This window comes from Streptomyces apricus (assembly GCF_008369065.1).
GTDB lineage: Bacteria > Actinomycetota > Actinomycetes > Streptomycetales > Streptomycetaceae > Streptomyces > Streptomyces apricus.
Map to the genome: position 1 here is coordinate 1 of NZ_VDFC01000171.1, position 2,053 is coordinate 2,053.

The 2,053-nt window shown below is 73.2% G+C and carries 3 protein-coding genes and 1 pseudogene; all 4 read left to right on the plus strand.

Annotated features, from left to right (window positions below):
- Positions 1-556, plus strand: a pseudogene (locus tag FGF04_RS40520) (peptidase, M48 family protein); the annotation flags it as partial.
- A gap of 155 nt (positions 557-711) precedes the next feature.
- Positions 712-1,122 (plus strand): VOC family protein, encoded by a 411-nt coding sequence (locus FGF04_RS38940; protein ID WP_149516118.1) that lies wholly within the window; start codon positions 712-714, stop codon positions 1,120-1,122.
- A 117-nt stretch (positions 1,123-1,239) separates the two neighbouring features.
- Positions 1,240-1,647 carry a hypothetical protein gene (locus tag FGF04_RS38945; RefSeq protein ID WP_149516119.1) on the plus strand — a complete coding sequence of 136 codons (408 nt, stop codon included), beginning with the start codon at positions 1,240-1,242 and terminating at the stop codon, positions 1,645-1,647.
- Positions 1,644-2,053: thiol-disulfide oxidoreductase DCC family protein (locus FGF04_RS38950; protein ID WP_149516120.1), on the plus strand; the 410-nt coding region annotated here is incomplete at its 3' end. The genes FGF04_RS38945 and FGF04_RS38950, both read left to right, overlap by 4 nt.

A 2,053-nucleotide genomic window follows, 5' to 3' on the forward strand; every position in this document is an offset into this window, starting at 1 on the left:
CACCCCGAACCCCACCGCCGTGGAGGCGGTCGTCAACCTGGTGCTCCTCGTGCCGCGCGCCCTGCTCCAGGGGCTGCTGATGCTGCTGGACCGGCTGACCCTGCGGGCCACGCAGCGCGCCGAGTACCTCGCCGACTCGGCGGCCGCCCGCGCCGGGTCCACCGAGGCGGCCGCGTCGGTCATGAACCGCTTCCTCGTCCTCGACTCGGCCGAGACCATGCTGCGGCGCGAGGCCAACGCCCGGCAGGTGAGCCGGCGCGGCACGACGGCCGGCCAGGAGCCCTGGCAGGGCCTGTGGGAACGCCTGGGCACCCACATGGCCTCCGTCCCGGAGCGCGAGTACGAACGCCAGCGGCGGGCGGCGGCCCTGCGCGGCCACAGCGTCGACACGACCCMCCCGCCGACGCACCTGCGCCACCGGTGCCTGCTGACCGGCCCGCCCCTGCCCGCCGCCGTGACGACGGACGCGGACACGGAGTCCCGGATCGCCACCGAACTGGCCGAACCGCGCCGCACGATGGCGAAGCACATCCTGAAGCACGGACTCGACCACTAGTCGCGGAAGCCCCCGCCCGGGGCAGCGTGTCAGGGGCGTGGCGACCGGCTCGGCCGAACGAGTGGTCAGGGCCGGGACCGCCACACGGGTGACCGCCCCGCCGCTCGGTCCGGTGCCTCCCCCGGTGGGCGCGTCCGGGGACTTAATCTGACGACATGTCAGGTGATGAGTCGTACGAACTGCTCGGATTCGACAACGTCCTCCTTCCCGTCGGGAACCTCGACGAGGCCGTGGACTTCTACCGGCGGGCCGGGTTCGCCGTCGGGGTGCGGCTCGACGAGGCAGGGATCGCCGTGCTGAAGGTCGGCAAGGAGACGCCCGGGGTGCTGCTGCGGCTGGAGGAGGCGCTCGGGCACCGGCCGCCGGCCTGGGCGACGCCGCGGGTGTGGCTGGAGGTGCGGGACGCCCGCGGCACCGCCGACGCCCTCGCCGCCGCGGGCGTCCAGCCCCTCGACGCGCCCCTGTCCGTGGCCACCGGCTGGACCGTCGAGGTCGCCGACCCGTGGGGCAACGTCATCGGCTTCACCGACTACACCAAGCGGCCCGAACTCGCCCGCACCGGCTGAGCCGCACGTCACACCCGCACCCCCGACGGGTGACTTGAACGTGTTCAAAAACAGGTCTAGATTCTCTCCCGACAGCGCGTTTTGAACGCGTTCAATAAGTGGGGAAAGGGTGGGGACATGGACCTCACGGTCGTCGCGTACGTCATATACCTGCTGATCAGCGTCGCGCTGACGGTCTGGGTGGCACGGACGCTCAGCCACCACGGGCGGATCTTCCTGGCCGACGTGCTGCACGGGAACGAGAAGCTCGCGGACGCCGTCAACCACCTCCTGGTGGTCGGCTTCTACCTGGTGAACCTCGGCTTCGTGGCGCTCTACCTGAACCAGGACGAGAGCATCGCCGACGCCCGCGGGGTCTTCGAGGCCCTGTCGACCAAGCTCGGTGTCGTCCTGCTGGTGCTCGGCGCCATGCACCTGGGCAACGTGTACGTCCTCAACAAGATCCGGCGCCGGGGCGTCATGGAGCGCGAGCAGCAGCCGCCCGTGCCGCCGCAGGGCTGGGTCGCGCCGACGGCGGGGCTGTGACCGCGGTGACCACCACCGCCGGCCCGGACCGGGACGCCGCGCGCGTCCCGGTCCGCAGGCTCACCGTCCTGTACGACGCCCGGTGCTCGCTCTGCACCTTCCTGCGCGACTGGCTCGTGCGGCAGCACCAGTTGGTGCCGCTGGAGCTGGTGGCCGCCGGCTCGGCGGAGGCGGCGCGCCGGTTCCCGGGCCTCGACCACGCCGCGACGCTGGAGGAGATCACCGTGATCGGCGACGCAGGGCAGGTCTACCGGGGCAGCGCCGCCTGGGTCGTCACCCTGTGGGCGCTCGCCGACCACCGCCCGACGGCCCACCGCCTCAGCACCCCGGCCGGCGCCCGCCTCGCGCGCGGCGCGGTGGTCGCCGCCGCCAAGTGGCGCGGGGGGTGGTGGGCCCACCGGGAGGG